Annotated in this window: 14 protein-coding genes; 7 read left to right on the forward strand and 7 right to left on the reverse strand. The window is 66.8% G+C overall.

Annotated elements, in window-relative coordinates; genetic code table 11:
• The first annotated feature begins 34 nt into the window (after positions 1–34).
• Complete coding sequence (gene alaS / locus EU800_RS00230) at positions 35–2,695, forward strand: alanine--tRNA ligase (RefSeq protein ID WP_129627126.1); 2,661 nt, start codon at positions 35–37, stop codon at positions 2,693–2,695.
• A 3-nt stretch (positions 2,696–2,698) separates the two neighbouring features.
• Positions 2,699–2,986 carry a DUF1330 domain-containing protein gene (locus tag EU800_RS00235; RefSeq protein ID WP_129627129.1) on the forward strand — a complete coding sequence of 96 codons (288 nt, stop codon included), beginning with the start codon at positions 2,699–2,701 and terminating at the stop codon, positions 2,984–2,986.
• A gap of 10 nt (positions 2,987–2,996) precedes the next feature.
• Here EU800_RS00235 and typA read toward each other — a convergent pair whose 3' ends face one another.
• A complete protein-coding gene (gene typA, locus EU800_RS00240; RefSeq protein ID WP_129627132.1) occupies positions 2,997–4,817 on the reverse strand; it encodes a translational GTPase TypA in 1,821 nt (606 codons plus the stop codon).
• A gap of 113 nt (positions 4,818–4,930) precedes the next feature.
• Complete coding sequence (gene tyrS / locus EU800_RS00245; protein ID WP_129627135.1) at positions 4,931–6,184, reverse strand: tyrosine--tRNA ligase; 1,254 nt, start codon at positions 6,182–6,184, stop codon at positions 4,931–4,933.
• A 69-nt stretch (positions 6,185–6,253) separates the two neighbouring features.
• Between tyrS and EU800_RS00250 the strand changes: the two genes are divergently transcribed.
• Complete coding sequence (locus EU800_RS00250; protein WP_129627138.1) at positions 6,254–7,369, forward strand: anhydro-N-acetylmuramic acid kinase; 1,116 nt, start codon at positions 6,254–6,256, stop codon at positions 7,367–7,369.
• Here EU800_RS00250 and EU800_RS00255 read toward each other — a convergent pair.
• Complete coding sequence (locus tag EU800_RS00255) at positions 7,346–7,960, reverse strand: thiamine phosphate synthase (RefSeq protein ID WP_129627141.1); 615 nt, start codon at positions 7,958–7,960, stop codon at positions 7,346–7,348. The two genes, EU800_RS00250 and EU800_RS00255, sit on opposite strands and share 24 nt — an antisense overlap.
• A 125-nt stretch (positions 7,961–8,085) precedes the next feature.
• Here EU800_RS00255 and EU800_RS00260 point away from each other — a divergent pair, with 125 nt between their 5' ends.
• The 4 genes from EU800_RS00260 (at position 8,086) to EU800_RS00275 (ending at position 11,997) form a co-directional block, all read left to right on the forward strand.
• Positions 8,086–8,808 carry an RNA methyltransferase gene (locus EU800_RS00260; RefSeq protein ID WP_129627144.1) on the forward strand — a complete coding sequence of 241 codons (723 nt, stop codon included), beginning with the start codon at positions 8,086–8,088 and terminating at the stop codon, positions 8,806–8,808.
• Positions 8,809–8,819: 11 nt separating this feature from the next.
• Complete coding sequence (gene ctaA / locus EU800_RS00265) at positions 8,820–9,965, forward strand: heme A synthase (RefSeq protein ID WP_129627147.1); 1,146 nt, start codon at positions 8,820–8,822, stop codon at positions 9,963–9,965.
• Between the two features lies 1 nt (position 9,966).
• Positions 9,967–11,442 (forward strand): carboxypeptidase M32, encoded by a 1,476-nt coding sequence (locus tag EU800_RS00270; RefSeq protein ID WP_129627150.1) that lies wholly within the window; start codon positions 9,967–9,969, stop codon positions 11,440–11,442.
• A gap of 129 nt (positions 11,443–11,571) precedes the next feature.
• The gene (locus EU800_RS00275; protein ID WP_129627153.1) at positions 11,572–11,997 is read left to right on the forward strand and encodes an OsmC family protein; all 426 of its coding nucleotides are present in this window, start codon (positions 11,572–11,574) and stop codon (positions 11,995–11,997) included.
• Between the two features lie 52 nt (positions 11,998–12,049).
• Here EU800_RS00275 and EU800_RS00280 read toward each other — a convergent pair whose 3' ends face one another.
• From EU800_RS00280 to EU800_RS00295, 4 genes are read right to left on the reverse strand one after another with little or no spacing between them, the layout of a single operon-like run.
• Positions 12,050–13,345, reverse strand: a complete 1,296-nt coding sequence (locus tag EU800_RS00280) for a branched-chain amino acid ABC transporter permease (RefSeq protein WP_129627156.1) — start codon at positions 13,343–13,345, stop codon at positions 12,050–12,052.
• Positions 13,342–14,352, reverse strand: a complete 1,011-nt coding sequence (locus tag EU800_RS00285; protein ID WP_129627160.1) for a branched-chain amino acid ABC transporter permease — start codon at positions 14,350–14,352, stop codon at positions 13,342–13,344. Before EU800_RS00285 ends, EU800_RS00280 begins: the two co-directional genes overlap by 4 nt.
• Positions 14,352–14,762: a hypothetical protein gene (locus EU800_RS00290; protein WP_129627163.1), complete on the reverse strand. Its 411-nt coding sequence runs from the start codon at positions 14,760–14,762 to the stop codon at positions 14,352–14,354. Before EU800_RS00290 ends, EU800_RS00285 begins: the two co-directional genes overlap by 1 nt.
• Entirely contained in the window at positions 14,762–15,478 is a 717-nt protein-coding gene (locus tag EU800_RS00295) for an ABC transporter ATP-binding protein (RefSeq protein ID WP_129627166.1), read from the reverse strand. The genes EU800_RS00290 and EU800_RS00295 overlap by 1 nt, the downstream gene beginning before the upstream one ends.
• Positions 15,479–15,507 lie beyond the last annotated feature (29 nt).

The following is a 15,507-nucleotide window of genomic DNA, read 5'->3' on the forward strand; positions in this document are numbered from 1 at the left end:
CTACATCTGCGCCGATGATCCGCCGGAGACCCAGATGCTCAGCCTGAACGACATTCGCTCCTCCTTCCTCGACTATTTCCGACGCCAGGGCCACGAGGTGGTGGCGAGTTCCCCGCTCGTGCCGCGCAACGACCCGACGCTTATGTTCGCCAATTCCGGCATGGTTCAGTTCAAGAACCTTTTCACCGGCGTCGAGCATCGCGACTACCAGCGGGCGACGACGGCGCAGAAATGCGTGCGCGCCGGCGGCAAGCACAACGACCTCGACAATGTCGGCTACACCTCGCGCCACCATACCTTCTTTGAAATGCTGGGGAATTTCTCCTTCGGCGATTATTTCAAGGAGCAGGCGATCCCGTTTGCGTGGGAGATGGTCACGAAGGAACTTGGCATCGATGCCAGCCGGCTGCTGGTCACCGTGTTTCACACCGACGACGAGGCGGCGGATCTCTGGAAGAAGGTCGCGGGCCTTCCCGACGAGCGGATCATCCGCATCCCGACGGCGGACAATTTCTGGATGATGGGCCCGACTGGCCCCTGTGGCCCGTGTTCCGAGATCTTCTACGACCACGGCGATCACATCTGGGGCGGCCCGCCGGGCAGTCCCGAGGAGGATGGTGACCGCTTCGTCGAGATCTGGAACCTCGTCTTCATGCAATACGAGCAGTTCGAGGACGGCAGCCGCGTCGACCTCCCGAACCAGTCGATCGATACCGGCATGGGGATCGAGCGGGTGGCGGCGCTGTTGCAGGGCACCAACGACAACTACGCGACCGACCTGATGCGGGCGCTAATCGAGGCCTCCGCGCATCAGAGCTCGACCGACCCCGACGGGCCCGGCAAGACCCATCACCGGGTGATCGCCGATCACCTTCGCTCGACCTCCTTCCTGATCGCCGACGGCGTCATGCCGTCGAACGAGGGGCGCGGCTACGTGCTGCGGCGGATCATGCGGCGGGCCATGCGGCATGCGCATCTGCTCGGCGCGAAGGACCCGCTGATGTATCGGCTTGTGCCGGAGCTCGTCCGCCAGATGGGCGGCGCCTACCCGGAGCTGCAGCACGCGCAGGCGCTGATAGCCGAGACACTCAAGACCGAGGAAACCCGGTTCCGGCAGACGCTCGAGCGCGGTCTGCGGCTTCTTGATGACGAGCTCGAAAAATTGCCGGAAGATGTCGAGCTTCCGGGCGAAGCCGCCTTCCGGCTCTACGACACCTATGGATTCCCGCTCGACCTGACGCAGGATGCGCTGCGCGAGAAGGGCCGCTCCGTCGACACCGCCGGCTTCGACGCCGCGATGGAGGCGCAGAAGGCAAAGGCCCGCGCCGCCTGGACCGGGTCGGGCGAGACCAGGGATGCGACGATCTGGTTCGACCTTGCGGAACGGCATGGTGCGACGGACTTCCTTGGTTACGACACCGAGCGCGCGGAGGGCCAGGTGCTGGCCATTGTTGTCAATGGCAGCCCCCGCGAGGTGGCCAAGGCGGGCGAAAGCGTGCAGATCGTCCTCAACCAGACGCCCTTCTATGCGGAATCCGGCGGCCAGGTTGGTGATAGTGGCCGGCTCTCCACCGAGACCGGCAAGGCGGTCGTGACGGACACCCGGAAGGTTGCGGGCGTCTTCATCCACATAGCCGAAGTCACCGAAGGCGAAATTCGCGTCGGCAGCGGGGCCGAACTCGAGGTCGACCACGCGCGGCGCGGTGCCATTCGATCCAACCACTCGGCGACGCACCTGCTGCACGAGGCGCTGCGGGAGCGGTTGGGCGACCATGTTGCGCAGCGCGGGTCACTCAACGCGGCCGACCGGCTGCGTTTCGACTTCTCGCACAACCAGGCGTTGAGCGCCGAGGATCTCGAGACAGTTACCGCCCAGGTGAACGCCTTCATTCGTCAGAATTCTCCCGTCGAGACCCGGATCATGACGCCCGACGACGCCCGCGCCATCGGCGCGCAGGCGCTGTTCGGCGAGAAATACGGCGAGGAGGTTCGCGTGGTCTCCATGGGCACGGCGCCCACGGGCAAGGGCGCGGACGGTAACACCTGGTCGATCGAACTCTGTGGCGGGACCCATGTGCGGCGAACCGGCGATATCGGCCTCTTCGTCGCGCTTGGCGACAGCGCCTCGAGCGCCGGCGTGCGCCGGATCGAGGCACTGACCGGCGAGGCCGCGCGGGCCCATCTGGCCGGGCAGGAGCGACGGCTTGCGGAAGTTGCCGCGACCATCAAGGCGCCGCAGGGAGAGGTTGTGGAGCGCGTCCGCGCCCTCGTCGACGAGCGCAAGGCGATGCAGAACGAGATCGCCCAGCTTCGTCGAGACCTCGCGATGGCCGGCGGATCTGGCAGTGCCAAAGAAGATGAAATCAAGGAAATCAATGGCGTACCATTCGTTTCTCAAGTGCTGAAAGGGGTGAGCGGCAAGGACCTCCGCGGGCTGATCGACGAGCACAAGACCCGGCTCGGCACGGGCGCGGTGCTGCTCATTGCCGATACCGACGGCAAGGCGGCAGTGGCGGCCGGGGTGACCGAGGACATGCTTTCCAAAGTGTCCGCCGTCGACCTCGTCAAGGCCGCCGTTGCCGAGCTTGGCGGTGTGGGCGGCGGCGGCCGTCCGGACATGGCGCAGGGCGGCGGCAAGGATGCCGGGAACGCCGATGCGGCGATCAGGGCGGCGGAAGCCGTGATTGGAGGATAGGAAATGCCGGCACTCTGGATTGCGCATGTGACCGTCACCGACGAGGCGGCCTACAAGAAATACGCGGCCATCGCCACCGAGGCGATCGCCGAGCACGGCGGCACCTTCATCGCCCGGGGCGGGCGCTACGTGCAGCTCGAGGGCAAGGAACGGCCGCGCAACGTGGTGGCCCGGTTTCCGAGCGTTGAGGCCGCGGAAAACTGTTACTGGTCAGAGCGTTACCAGGCCGCGCTGGACTTTGCCCGCGGCGCATCGGAGCGCGAGCTGCTGATCGTCGAGACGGTGGAATAGGCGCCGGGGCTCAGGCCCCGGCCGCTTTCGCCATCCGCTTGCGCTCATGCGGATCGAGGTAGCGCTTGCGAAGCCGGATCGCGTTCGGCGTGACCTCTACAAGCTCGTCATCGTCGATATAGGCGATCGCCTCTTCGAGCGACATCTGCACATGCGGCGTCAGCCGCACCGCGTCGTCTGTGCCCGAGGCGCGAACGTTGGTGAGTTTCTTGCCCTTGAGCGGGTTCACGTCGAGATCGTTGTCCCGGCTGTGCTCGCCGATGATCATGCCCTGGTAGACAGGCTCCTGCGCCGGGATGAACATCCTCCCGCGCTCCTCCAGATTCCACAGCGCATAGGCGACGGAAACCCCCTGTTCCATCGAGATCAGCACGCCGGCGCGGCGGCCGGGGATCGGACCGCGATGCGGCGCCCAGGTATAGAAGACGCGGTTGAGGACACCGGTGCCGCGCGTGTCGGTGAGGAATTCGCCGTGGTAGCCGATCAGCCCGCGCGACGGGACATGGGCGATGATCCGGGTCTTGCCCGCCGACTGCCGCATGTCCACCATCTCGCCCTTGCGGGGACCGGTGAGCTTCTCGATCACCGCGCCGGCATGTTCGTCGTCGACATCGATGGTCACCTCTTCGATCGGTTCCATCGTCACGCCGTCTTCTTCGCGCAGGAGCACCTGCGGCCGCGAAATCGAAAGTTCGAACCCCTCGCGGCGCATGTTCTCGATCAGCACGCCCATCTGCAATTCGCCGCGGCCGGCGACCTCGAACGCCTCGCCGCCGGGCGTGTCGGTCACGCGGATGGCGACGTTGGTCTCAGCCTCCTTCATCAGCCGCTCGCGGATGACGCGGGACTGCACCTTCTTGCCGTCGCGGCCGGCCAGCGGGCTGTCGTTGATGCCGAAGGTGACGGAGATGGTCGGCGGATCGATCGGCTGGGCGGGCAGGGGCTCCTCGACGGCGAGCGCGCAGATCGTGTCGGCGACAGTCGCCTTGGTCATGCCGGCCAGCGTGACGATGTCGCCGGCCTGGGCCTCGTCGATCTCCTGCATGGAGAGGCCGCGGAAGGCCTGGATCTTCGAGACGCGGAACTGCTCGATCTTCTGGCCGACGCGGGACAGCGCCTGGACCGTCGCGCCGACCCTGAGCTTGCCGCTCTCGACCCGGCCGGTGAGCGTGCGGCCGATGAAGGGGTCCGCGCCGAGCGTCGTCGCCAGCATGCGGAAATCCTCGTCGATGCGCCGTGTCTGTTTCGGCTTGTGGACGTGGTTGACCACGAGCTGGAACAGCGCGTCGAGATTCTTGCGTGGACCGTCAAGCTCGGCATCCGCCCAGCCGGCGCGGCCGGAGGCGTAGAGATGCGGGAAATCGAGCTGGTCCTCGTTGGCGTCGAGCGAGGAGAAGAGGTCGAACACCTCGTCGAGCGCGCGGTCGGGCTCGGCATCCGGCTTGTCGACCTTGTTCAGCACCACGATGGGCCTGAGGCCGAGGGCGAGCGCTTTGGAGGTGACGAACTTGGTCTGCGGCATCGGGCCCTCGGCGGCGTCGACGAGCAGGACCACGCCGTCGACCATCGACAGGATGCGCTCGACTTCGCCGCCGAAATCGGCGTGGCCCGGCGTATCGACGATGTTTATGCGGGTGCCGTGCCATTCAACGCTGGTCGCCTTGGCGAGGATCGTGATCCCGCGTTCGCGTTCGAGGTCGTTCGAGTCCATGGCGCGCTCGGCCACGGCCTGGTTGGCGCGGAAGGCGCCCGACTGTTTCAGAAGCTCGTCGACGAGCGTGGTCTTGCCATGGTCGACATGGGCGATGATGGCGATATTGCGCAGATCCATTGGGGCGTCCTTGTAGGGTTGGGCGCGGGGTAGCGTGCAGGCGCAGAAAAGGCCAGCACGAATGCAGGTCGCGGCGCGCGGGTTCGGGCGTTGAGACGCTCCGGGGCGTGGGGTCAGGGGGCCAGCGTGACCAGCGCGTGTCGTTTCCGACCGGCCGAGAGCTTGATCGGCGAGGACAGCGCCGCAGCGTCGAGCATCAACCCCGCATCGGTGAGCGGGGCATCGTCGAGGCGGGCGCCGCCATCGGCGATGAGCCGCTTGGCCTCCTTGCCGGACTTGGCAAGGCCCGAGCGGGTGATGAGCTGGACGATGGAGATGCCCCCAGCAACCTCGCCCTGCGTCAGCTCCAGCGTCGGCAGGTCCTCGCCGACGCCGCCTTTCTCGAAGACCTCGCGGGCGGTGGCCTCCGCGGCCTGCGCCGCCTCGGCGCCGTGGAGAAGCGCGGTCACCTGGTTGGCGAGCCGGATCTTGGCCTCGTTGATCTCCGAGCCTTCGAGCGCACCCAGCCGGTCACATTCCTCGACCGGCAGTTCGGTGTAGAGCTTGAGGAAGCGGCCGACATCGGCGTCCGTCGTGTTGCGCCAGAACTGCCAGAACTCGTAGGGGCTCAGCATGTCGCCATCCAGCCAGACCGCGCCGGAGAGCGACTTGCCCATCTTCTTGCCGTCCGAGGTGGTCAGCAGCGGCGAGGTCAGGCCGAAGACCTCGCGGTCGAGCACGCGGCGGGTCAGGTCGATGCCGTTGACGATATTGCCCCATTGATCCGAGCCGCCCATCTGGAGCCGGCAGCCGTAGCGGCGGTTCAGCTCGAGGAAGTCATAGGCCTGCAGGATCATGTAGTTGAATTCGAGGAAGGAGAGCGACTGCTCGCGGTCGATCCGTGACTTGACGCTTTCGAAGGAGAGCATCCGGTTGACCGAGAAATGGCGACCGATATCCCGCAGGAAGCTGAGGTAGTTCAGCCCGTCGAGCCACTCGGCATTGTCGATCATCAGCGCGCCGGTGGCGCTGCCGTCATAGGTGACATAGGCCGAGAAAACCCGGCGGATCCCGGCGATATTCGCCTCGATCTGCGCGGGTGTGAGCAGCGGACGCTCGTCGGAACGGAAGGAGGGGTCGCCCACCTTGGTCGTGCCGCCGCCCATCAGCGTGATCGGCTTATGGCCGGTCTTCTGCAACCAGCGCAGCATCATGATCTGGATCAGCGAGCCGACATGAAGCGATTTCGCCGTTGCGTCGAAGCCGATATAGGCCGGAACCACACCGTCCGCCAGGATGTCGTCGAGGCTCTGCAGATCGGTGCAGTCGGCCATGAAGCCGCGCTCGATCATCACGCGGATGAACTCGGATTTCGGGTGGTAGGTCATGCGTCTTCGGTCCATTCTCGGGCTGCGAACGCGGCCTTGATAGCGGCGGCGGCGGGTGAGGGAAAGAGCATGTTGAAGTCGGGAAACCTGCGGGTTCTGGGGACGATGTCGGGAACCTCGCTGGACGGTGTCGACGCGGCGGTGATCGAGACCGACGGCATCGCCATCGCCGGTTTCGGCGATCACGGCTACCGGTCCTATTCGGACGCCGAGCGCGCGACGCTCCGGGCGGCGCTCGGGCGCTGGCCGGGCGAGGCCGGCGTGGCGGAGGCCGCCGAGGTCGTCGACCGGGCGCATCGCGAGGTGATGGCGGGATTCTCCGGCGTGGCTTTGGCCGGGTTTCACGGCCAGACGCTGGCGCATGACCCTTCCGGGCGCGGCACGCACCAGGCCGGCGACGGGCGGGCCCTGGCCGAGGCGCTCGGGGTCCCGGTGGTCTGGGATTTCCGCACGGCCGATGTGGAGCTCGGCGGGCAGGGAGCGCCACTGGCGCCGGCCTACCATTTTGCCCTTGCGAAATGGCTCGATGCGAAGGCGCCGCTGGCCTTTCTCAACCTTGGCGGCGTCGGCAACGTGACCTGGATCGATCCGCGCAAGGCGAAGCCGGAAGAGGCCGGCGCGCTTCTGGCCTTCGACACCGGTCCGGCAAATGCGCCGATCGACGATCTGGTCCGCGCGCGGCGCGGGCTGGATTGCGATCGGGATGGCGCGCTCGCGGCGGAGGGTGAGGTCTGCGAGCCGCTCCTCGAGCGTTTCGCGGCCCATCGGTATTTCTCAAGAATGCCGCCGAAATCATTGGACAGAAATGAGTTTCGGGAAGTTCTGGAGGGAGTGTCCGCGCTCTCGGACGCGGACGCCGCCGCCACGCTGACGGCCGCGGCGGCGGTCGGTGTCGTGCGCGCCGCCGAGCATTTCCCGCAATCCGTCGGGCGGCTGCTGGTCACCGGCGGCGGGCGGAAGAACCCGGTGCTGATGGAAATGATCCGGGAGGGGATGGGCTGTGCGGTCGAGGCGGTCGAGGATGTCGGGCTCGATGGCGACATGATCGAGGCGCAGGCCTTCGGGTATCTCGCGGTGCGGGTTGCGCGCGGACTGCCGACGAGTTTTCCGGGGACGACCGGGGTCGCGGCTGCCGTGGGCGGCGGCGAGATCTCCTATCCGTCAGAGCCGGGCGAGCAGGTCTGAGAGGGCCCTGGCCGGGTCATCCCCGGTCCAGATCTCGGCGCCGATGCCGAAGAAATCGGTCATCGGCGCGAGGCTCTCGACCAGCGCCGGCGTCAGGGCGCCTTCGGCCACGACCGGGACCTCGATCACTTCGGACCACCAGGCAAAGAGGTCTGGCTCGGCGCGGGTGCCGTCGCCAAGCGCCGTCTCGCCGACCGGACCGAAGGCAACGTAATCGGCCCCGGCCTCACCGGCATTCATGCCGGAATGCCGTGAGGCGCCGCAGAAGGCGCCGACAATGGCGTCCTCGCCCAAATCGCAGCGGGCGTCGCGGATGCCGCGCGCGCCGTTGAGATGCACGCCGTCGAGGCCGAGCCGCTCCACCATCCGCAGGTGCTCGGCGACGACGATCGCCACGTCCCGCTCGTGGCAGACCGCCCTTGCGGCATCGGCGGCGCGAGCGACGTGATCCTCGTCGCGGCTCGACAGCGCCAGCCGGAAACAGGCGATGGCGCGCGAATCCAGCACCCGGGCGAGCAGGTCGGGGAAGGTCTCGAGGTCGAGCTCCGGCGGGCTGATGAGATAAATCTGCGGCACTTCCTGCTCGGCCATGTCTTGCTCCGGCATGTCTTGTTGCGTCGCCCCTCTTAGCGCCCTTTGCGGCGGCGCGCCATGGCTGCTTGAAGGCGCGGGGTGCTCGTCGTATCAGGTCCGCGACCCCGCAGCCAGGAAGCTCCATGACCCAGCCGACCTTCATCCTCGTGCGTCCGCAGATGGGCGAGAACATCGGTGGCGCGGCGCGGGCGATGCTGAATTTCGGCCTCGAGCGGATGCGGCTCGTGGATCCGCGCGACGGCTGGCCGAACTCGCGCGCGGTGGCGCTGGCCAGTGGCGCGGCGCGGGTGCTGGACAACGCCGGTCTCTACGGCTCGGTTGCCGAGGCGGTGGGCGACTGCACCCATGTCTATGCCACGACAGCGCGGGGACGCGACCTGACCAAGCCGGTGCTTACGCCGGAACGGGCGATGGCCGAGGCCCGCGCGGTGATCGCCGAGGGCGGCAAGGTCGGCGTCCTCTTCGGACCGGAGCGGGCAGGGCTCGAAAACGAGGACGTGGCGCGGGCGCATGCCATCGTCACAGTGCCGGTCAACCCGGACTTCTTCTCGCTCAACCTCGCGCAATGCGTCCTGCTCACCGCCTATGAGTGGCGCCGCCAGACCGAACCGCTGGCGCAGGCACCCGAAATCGAGCGCGCCGAGGCGATCGAGGTCGAGAAGCTGGGCGCGCATTTCGAACAAAGGCTCGAGGATGCCGGCTTCTTCTTTCCGCCGACCAAGGCGCCGGGGATGAAACTGGCGCTGCGCAACATGCTCTCGCGGCTGGCCTTGACCCGCGCCGACGTGCAGATATTCCACGGAATGCTCCGGCAGCTCACCCGACCGCTGCCGAAGGACGAGTGAAGGAGACCGCGATGGCCGGCAAGCGCAGCATTTTCGAAGAGGTGGACAGCGAGGGCCCAAAGGTCCCGGCCGCCCAGCCCGGCATGATCGACCGCGCGAGCCGCGGTGCGCGCGGGGCGATCCGGCTCTGGCTCGGTCTGCTCTTCGTCCTCGTCGTGGCGATGATCCTCGTGGGCGGTCTGACCCGGCTCACCGATTCCGGCCTGTCGATCACCGAGTGGCGGCCGATCACCGGCGCGATCCCGCCGCTCAGCGTGGAAGCCTGGGAATCGGAGTTCGCGAAATACCAGGAGATCCCGGAATTCCAGATCCAGAACGCCGACATGACGCTCGCCGAGTTCAAGGGAATCTACTGGTGGGAATGGGGGCATCGGCAGCTCGGCCGGGTCATCGGCCTGGTCTGGGCGGCGGGCTTCCTTGGCTTCCTCGCCTTGCGGCGGATTCCGGCGGGCTGGACCGGACGGCTCGCGCTGCCCGGCTTTCTCGGTGGAATTCAGGGGGCGATCGGCTGGTGGATGGTGTCCTCGGGCCTCGGCGACGGCAGGCTCGATGTCGCATCCTACCGGCTTGCCATCCATCTCGGTCTCGCATTCGTCATCCTCGGCCTGCTGTTCTGGTACATGCAGAAGCTGGCGCGACCCGAGCGCGACCTGATGCAGGCGCGTCGCTCCAAGGAGGCGAAGCTGTGGGGCCTCTCGACCGGCCTCATGCATCTTGCCTTCGTGCAGATCCTGCTCGGAGCGCTCGTCGCGGGCATCGACGCCGGCGTGGCCTTCCCGACCTGGCCACTGATGAACGGAACGGTTTTTCCGCCATCGCCGTTTCTGCTCGAACCGATCTGGCGGAACTTCTTCGAGGATGCGGGCCTGGTGCAGTTCATGCATCGGACCACCGGCTACATCACCTTCGCCTTCGCGCTCTTCGTCTGGTCGCGTGGCCGGCACTCGGCCCATCCGCGCACCCGCCGCGCCTTCGACTGGGTCGCGGTGATCTGCTTCGGTCAGGTCGTGATCGGCATCGTCGCCGTGCTGACCCAGGCGCAGTGGCATGTCGCGATCACCCACCAGTTGATCGCGATCCTGCTCTGGACGCTGATCCTGCGCGCGCGTTTCCTGTCCGGCTACCCGCGCGCCAGTTCGATCCGGGAAGGTCGCTGACATGACCGCCTTTTCCGACCTGATGGCCTTCGTCCGCGAAACGCAGGCGCTCAAGGAAGTGCAGGGCCGGCTCGGCTGGGACCAGGAGACCGTCATGCCGAGAGGGGCCGCGCCGCAGCGGGCCGAGGAAATGGCCGCGCTGGAAAAGGTGCTGCACGCCCGCAAGATGGACCCCTATCTTGTCGACCTGCTCGAAGCCGTCCGGCGCGAGGACGCCGTCGGTCGTGCCCAGATTCGTGAGATCCGTCGCGAAACCGAGCGCGCGCGGAAGGTGCCCGCGGATCTAGCGGCCGAGATCACCCGAGTGACCAGCCTCGCACAGGGGATCTGGGCCGAGGCGCGGGCGAAAGACGATTTCGCCGGGTTCGCGCCGACGCTGGCGCAGGTCCTGGCGCTACGCCGGCTCGAGGCGCAGGCGCTGGCCGGGGAGGGCGGGGATCTCTACGACGCGCTGCTGGATGATTACGAACCGGGCGAGACCGGGGCGAGCCTCGACGCGATGTTTGCCGCGATGCGGCCGCGGCTCGTGGCGCTGCGCGAGAACGTGCTCGGCTCCGGCACGGTGCCGCCGGCTCTCACCGGCGACTTCGATCCCGCCCGGCAGATGGTGCTTGCCGAGACCTGTGCCCGCAGCTTCGGCTATGATTTCGACCATGGCCGGATCGACAGGGCGGTCCACCCATTCTCCTCGGGCTCCGGCCTCGATTCGCGCATCACCACCCGGACCGACCCTGAGAACATCTTCGATTGCCTCTATTCGACGATCCACGAGACCGGCCATTCGAGTTACGAGCAGAATGTCGACCGTGCCTATCTGCTGACGCCGATCGGCCGCGGCTGCTCGATGGGAGTCCATGAAAGCCAGAGCCGGATCTATGAGAACCAGCTCGGCCGCTCCCGTGGTTTCACCTCCTGGCTCTATGCGCGCTGCCGCGAGACGTTCGGCGAGATCGGCGTCGACGGGCCGGAGGCGTTCTATGCCGCAGTTAACGCGGTTTGCCCCGGCTATATCCGCACCGAGGCCGACGAGATCCACTACAATCTGCATATCCTGCTGCGATTCGACCTCGAACGTGCGCTGATCGCGGGCGACCTCGAGGTGCCGGACCTCGAAGCCGCCTGGAACGACCGGTTTGCGGCCGATTTCGGCGTCGCGGTGGACCGGCCCTCGAACGGCGTTCTGCAGGATGTGCATTGGGCCGTCGGACTCTTCGGCTATTTCCCAACCTACACGCTTGGAAATGTCTATGCGGGCTGCCTCTTCGAGGCGATGCGCCGTGACTGCCCCGACTGGGAGGACGAGCTCGCCGCCGGCAGCGCCGCCGGTCCGACCGCGTGGCTCCGAGAGCGGCTGCAACGCCACGGTGCGCTGCGCAGCCCGCGCGAGACGATCGAGGAGGCGACCGGCGGGCCGGTCACGGTCGCGCCGCTGCTCGATTATCTCGACGCGAAGTTCGGCGCGCTCTACGGCCGGTGAGGCCGCTCGACTTTTCTCCGGAACAATGTCAGCTACATGTGCATTCTATAAACGCGCACGGGCGTTTCGTGGACGCGCTCAGAAAAGGGCCGCTCCGACGCCCGGGTCAGAACAGGGAAAGGAAAAGACATGGCTCGCAAGGCATCGGCTGAATGGTATGGGGACCTTCGCTCCGGCAAGGGAACGATGTCGGGAAGCTCGGGAGCATTCTCGGATCTCGCCTTCACATTCCGCACCCGGTTCGAGGACGAGCCCGGCACCAACCCGGAGGAGCTTGTCGCGGCGGCGCATGCCGGCTGCTTCTCAATGGCCTTCTCCAACGAGTTGGCCTCGGCCGGCCTGAACCCGACCTCCGTCAAGACCACCGCGGCGGCCTCGCTCGGCCCGGTCGATGGCGGCAACGCGATCACCCGGATCGAACTCACCTCGGTCGCGCATGTGCCGGGGGCAGACGAGGCGAAGGTCCGCGAGATCGGCGAGAGCGCGAAGGCAGGCTGCCCGATCTCGCGCTCGCTGACCGGGGACATCACGCTGAACCTGACGGTCGAGACCTGAGGCGACGCTGCGGCCGGGGCGTTTCCGAGCGAAGCGCCCCGCGCATGGCGCGCTACCGCTCGGGGATCAGCCCGCGCGGTGAGAAGCGGAGCACCAGCAGCAGCACCACTCCCATCGTCAGCAGCCGGATGTGCTGGACCGAATCCAGCAGGTGCTCCTTGAGGCCGGAACCGTCGGTGAGCGGCAGCGTGATGACATTCATGATCGCGCCGCCGATCGGCTCGACCTCGATCCAGAGCCACCAGATCAGGAAGCCGCCGAGCACCGATCCCCAGTTGTTGCCCGATCCGCCGACGATCACCATCACCCAGATCAGGAACGTGAAGCGCAGCGGCTGGTAGGTGCCGGGCGTGAGCTGGCCGTCGAGCGTGGTCATCATCGCGCCGGCCATGCCGCAGATCGCCGAGCCGATGATGAAGATCTGCAGGTGGCGCCGCGTGACGTCCTTGCCCATTGCCTCGGCCGCGACCTCGTTGTCGCGGATTGCGCGCATCATCCGCCCCCAGGGCGAGTTGAGCGCCATCTGGGTCAGCCAGATGAGCAGGAGAAGGACGGTGGCAAAGAGCCCGGCATAGAGAAGCTTGACCCAGATCGTCGAGGCGGTGGCCGGATCGAGCCCCCACCACGCCGCGCGGTCGACGAAGGCGGCGCTCTCCTGAAGGTCCACCTCGTAGGGCACGGGGCGGGGCAGGCCGGCGACATTCTTGACGCCACGTGCCAGCCAGTCCTCGTTCTTCATCACTGCAATGATGATCTCGGCGATGCCGAGCGTCGCGATGGCGAGGTAGTCGGAGCGCAGCCCGAGCGCGGTCTTGCCGATGAGCCATGCGGCACCGGCGGCGAGCAGCCCGCCCGCGGGCCAGGCCAGCAGGATCGGGAGGTTCGCGCCGCCGAGATAGCCGGTCAGCGCCGGGTTTACCGCCTCGATGGCGTCGCGGGCCGGGTCAAAGAGAGCGCGATAGACAATATAGCCGAGTCCGAAGATCGCCAGCACCGCCAGCGTGCGCGCGCGCCCCGCGGCCATCCGGCGGAAGGCCAGCACCGCGGCGCCGATCGTGCCCGCGCCCATGGCGAGCGCCGTCAGGATGCGAACCCCGCCGGCGGACCAGGCCTCCGGAATGGGCGGCATCGCCACGAGCACGGTGGCGAGCCCACCGAGCGCGGCGAACCCCATGATGCCGACGTTGAAAAGCCCGGCATAGCCCCACTGTATGTTCACGCCGAGCGCCATGACGGCCGAGATCAGCCCCATGTTGAAGATCGCCAGGGCCGTGTTCCAGCTCTGCAGGAAACCGGTCAGGATATAGAGCAGGGCGACGCCCGCGAAGAGAAGCAGGTTCCTGTTCATACCGATTTCCCCCTGAAGAGGCCGGTGGGCCGGAAGATCAGCACGATCACCAGAATGGTAAAGGAGACCGCGTATTTGTAGTCGGTCGAGAGCAGCTGCACGAGCCCGTCCGGCGCGAGGCTCTCGGGAAGGGCGTAGGTCGCAACCTTCTTCCAGGCATAGGTCAGTATCACCTCGGAGAAGGCGATGATGTATCCGCCGGCGATGGCACCGAGCGGGTTGCCGAGGCCACCGACGATGGCGGAGGCGAAGATCGGCAGCAGCAACTGGAAATAGGTGAAGGGCTTGAATGCCTTGTCGAGCCCGTAGAGCACGCCCGCAGTGGTGGCGAGGATCGCGGCGAGGATCCAGGTGACGCGCACGACCTTTTCCGGGTTGATGCCCGAGAGCAGTGCCAGGTCCTCGTTGTCGGAATAGGCGCGCATTGATTTGCCGGTGCGGGTGCGGTTCAGGAACCAGAACAGCGCTGCCACGGCGACAAGCGTGACGATAATGGTGATGCCCTGGCTGGCGCGGAAGGCAAGGCCCTCTTCAAGCCCGGTCATCTCCTTGAACTCGCGGGCATTGATGATGAACCGTGCGCCGTCGTTGAACTGCTGCTCGCCGGGGCCGATGATGACGCGGACGACCCCGTTGAGGACGAACATGACACCGAGCGAGGCCATGACGAGGATGATCGGCTTGGCCTTCTGGGTGCGGTAGAAGCGGTAGACCCACCGGTCCGTCAGCAACATCATGCCCGCCGTCGCCGCGATACCGACCGGCAGGGCGAGAAGCGCCGTCGGCAGCGGATGGATCGAGAGGCCGATCGCCTGGAAGGCCCATGTGACGAGGATCGTGATCATCGCCCCGAAGGCCATCGTGTCGCCATGGGCGAAGTTCGAGAACCGCAGGATACCGTAGATCAGCGTCACCCCGAGCGCGCCGAGCGCAAGCTGGCTGCCATAGGAAATCGCCGGTATCAGGACGAAGTTGGCGAGTGTCACGAAGGCGTTGAGAAGGTCCATTATTGCGTGACCTCGCAGTCGAGAATGGTCCGTGTGGTCGGCGCGCTGCCGTCTGCAGCCGCGTGGAGAAGCTCGAAGAGCAGCGCGTTGTCGGGGCGGAGCTCGGCGCGGAGAGTGTCGCGCGCACCGGTGTCATCCGTCCATTCGAACGGGCCGGTAAAGCTCTGACCCTCGCCCGTGGCGGACATTCCGTTGTGAGTGACACGGTAGCCGCCTTGGCCCTCTGCGTCGGTCTTCAGCGGGGCAATTTCGAAGGAATGCGGGACGCTTTCGATCTTGCCGCATTTGTCCGGCTGCCCCGCGACGTCCGGGCAGAGCGCCTTGGCGTGACAATCCCAGATCTGCACCGCGCCCTCGGCGAGGCAGGGTAGCGGCGTGACGGCGAGGAGGAGGCCGGGCAGGATGCGCATCACGTCCCTCCCAGGAAGGTACGGCGCACTTCCGGGTCTTCCAGAAGGTCCTTGCCGGTGCCGGTATGGGCGTTGCGGCCCTGCACGAGCACATAGCCTTTGTCTGCGATTTCAAGCGCCTGGCGGGCGTTCTGCTCGACCATCAGGATCGAGATGCCGGTGCGGGCGACCTCGATGATGCGGTCGAAGAGTTCGTCCATCACTATGGGCGAGACGCCGGCGGTGGGTTCGTCGAGCATCAGAACCGTCGGCTGCGTCATCAGCGCCCGGCCCACGGCGACCTGCTGCCGCTGGCCGCCCGAAAGCTCGCCCGCGGCCTGGCGGCGCTTGTCCTTCAGGATCGGAAAGAGCTCGTAGACCTGCTCCATCGTTCCCGAGATGTCGTCCTCGCGCAGGAATGCGCCCATCTCTAGGTTTTCCTCGACCGACATCGAGGTGAAGATGTTGTGGGTCTGCGGCACGAAGGCCATGCCCCTGCCAACGCGGTCCTGCGGTGTGAGCGCGGTGATGTCCTCGCCGCCAAGGCGGACCGCGCCCTCGCGCACGTCGAGCATGCCGAAGACCGCCTTCATTGCGGTGGATTTTCCGGCGCCGTTCGGGCCGACGATGACGGCGATCTCGCCCTTGTCCACGGCGATCGTGCAGCCATGGAGAATGTTCGGGCCGCGCCCGTAGCCGCCGGACATCGAGTCACCGATGAGAAAGGGCGCTGTCATGGGCGATCCTCCGCAGTGCGTGTTTCGGA

The sequence above is a fragment of the Tropicimonas sp. IMCC6043 genome, assembly GCF_004146235.1.
Lineage (GTDB): Bacteria > Pseudomonadota > Alphaproteobacteria > Rhodobacterales > Rhodobacteraceae > Tropicimonas.

Excerpts from the sequence above, each read along its gene's own strand:
- EU800_RS00260 (WP_129627144.1), top strand. The coding sequence starts at position 8,086 with ATGACCCAGCCGACCTTCATCCTCGTGCGTCCGCAGATGGGCGAGAAC.
- EU800_RS00275 (WP_129627153.1), top strand. The coding sequence starts at position 11,572 with ATGGCTCGCAAGGCATCGGCTGAATGGTATGGGGACCTTCGCTCCGGC.
- EU800_RS00280 (WP_129627156.1), bottom strand. The coding sequence starts at position 13,345 with ATGAACAGGAACCTGCTTCTCTTCGCGGGCGTCGCCCTGCTCTATATC.
- EU800_RS00290 (WP_129627163.1), bottom strand. The coding sequence starts at position 14,762 with ATGCGCATCCTGCCCGGCCTCCTCCTCGCCGTCACGCCGCTACCCTGC.
- ctaA (WP_129627147.1), top strand. The coding sequence starts at position 8,820 with ATGGCCGGCAAGCGCAGCATTTTCGAAGAGGTGGACAGCGAGGGCCCA.
- EU800_RS00235 (WP_129627129.1), top strand. The coding sequence starts at position 2,699 with ATGCCGGCACTCTGGATTGCGCATGTGACCGTCACCGACGAGGCGGCC.
- typA (WP_129627132.1), bottom strand. The coding sequence starts at position 4,817 with ATGGATCTGCGCAATATCGCCATCATCGCCCATGTCGACCATGGCAAG.
- EU800_RS00255 (WP_129627141.1), bottom strand. The coding sequence starts at position 7,960 with ATGGCCGAGCAGGAAGTGCCGCAGATTTATCTCATCAGCCCGCCGGAG.
- EU800_RS00285 (WP_129627160.1), bottom strand. The coding sequence starts at position 14,352 with ATGGACCTTCTCAACGCCTTCGTGACACTCGCCAACTTCGTCCTGATA.
- EU800_RS00295 (WP_129627166.1), bottom strand. The coding sequence starts at position 15,478 with ATGACAGCGCCCTTTCTCATCGGTGACTCGATGTCCGGCGGCTACGGG.
- alaS (WP_129627126.1), top strand. The coding sequence starts at position 35 with ATGCTCAGCCTGAACGACATTCGCTCCTCCTTCCTCGACTATTTCCGA.
- EU800_RS00250 (WP_129627138.1), top strand. The coding sequence starts at position 6,254 with ATGTTGAAGTCGGGAAACCTGCGGGTTCTGGGGACGATGTCGGGAACC.
- EU800_RS00270 (WP_129627150.1), top strand. The coding sequence starts at position 9,967 with ATGACCGCCTTTTCCGACCTGATGGCCTTCGTCCGCGAAACGCAGGCG.
- tyrS (WP_129627135.1), bottom strand. The coding sequence starts at position 6,184 with ATGACCTACCACCCGAAATCCGAGTTCATCCGCGTGATGATCGAGCGC.